Raw genomic sequence first — 899 nt, 5'->3', positions numbered from 1 at the left:
AATTGATAGGAATTTATATAGAAGCGGGAATTCCGTTAGAGAATATAATGAGAATGCAGTTTAACTAAAAGAAGTTAATTGAATATCACAATAAAAAGAAAGCTCTGAGATTTTTTTTTCATCTCTGAGCTTTTTTGGTGCTGGATTATAGTGTGATTTTATTGATTAATTCGGTTTCTCAAATACTAACCCGTTACTATATGGCTCCTTTTTATTAGGAATTATTTTTTTGCTTCTTTATCAACGACTAGTTCAAAATATAATTGTCTTAGGATATATGCTTTATATGTTTCTAGCTTTTTTCGTTCAACTGGATGCTGATGAATTCCTTTTTCTTTTAATTGTTTGACGTACCAACCCTTTGATCCTGGATAAGCCATATTCGATTCCCCCTCAATTTTGTCGCTTGTCCTTATATGTATGCTAGTAAGCCGAAAAGAATGACTAATAGAATAATATATGAAAAGTTTCTTCAATTTATTTGTAACCTTTTGCAAAAGACTGCGTCTAACTCTATGAAGTTTTCATTTCTCTCTTGCCTCTAATTACTCTCTCAAAATTAGAGGCATTTTTTCATGTTTTCCCTATCATTTATATATAGTAAAAACCTCTAGGGTTTCCTAGAGGTTATTTACATTGTATTGACCGTTACAATATTACAAATAGTATATTGAAGAGGTGATTATGTGAAAAAGGAGACGGTTAGTTGGATAGTAACTGGAATTGTGATTGCTTTTTTCCTTTGCTCATACTTTTATTATAGTTCTGATATTTTCGCAAAATTTCTTAGTGGATTTTGGAAATAAAAGCTTGCTGAATGGCATTTGTTTTGACTTTTCATAAAATGGAACCTGGACATCTCTGGTAAGTCCGAATGCCTCGATGATTCGGACAGACAG

General features: G+C 31.7%; 1 protein-coding gene. It reads right to left on the bottom strand.

Annotation, left to right across the window (positions count from 1 at the left end; genetic code table 11):
- Positions 1-221: 221 nt before the first annotated feature.
- Positions 222-380: a DUF2639 domain-containing protein gene (locus V7097_RS13980; protein ID WP_335402019.1), complete on the bottom strand. Its 159-nt coding sequence runs from the start codon at positions 378-380 to the stop codon at positions 222-224.
- Positions 381-899 lie beyond the last annotated feature (519 nt).

It is taken from the genome of Bacillus sp. JJ1562 (assembly GCF_036962705.1).
GTDB lineage: Bacteria > Bacillota > Bacilli > Bacillales > Bacillaceae_L > Ferdinandcohnia.
This window is presented reverse-complemented; position numbering and strand designations above follow the sequence as displayed.

What these genes read in the sequence shown, in the direction of transcription:
- V7097_RS13980 (WP_335402019.1), bottom strand. Translation starts at nt 380, where the DNA reads ATGGCTTATCCAGGATCAAAGGGTTGGTACGTCAAACAATTAAAAGAA.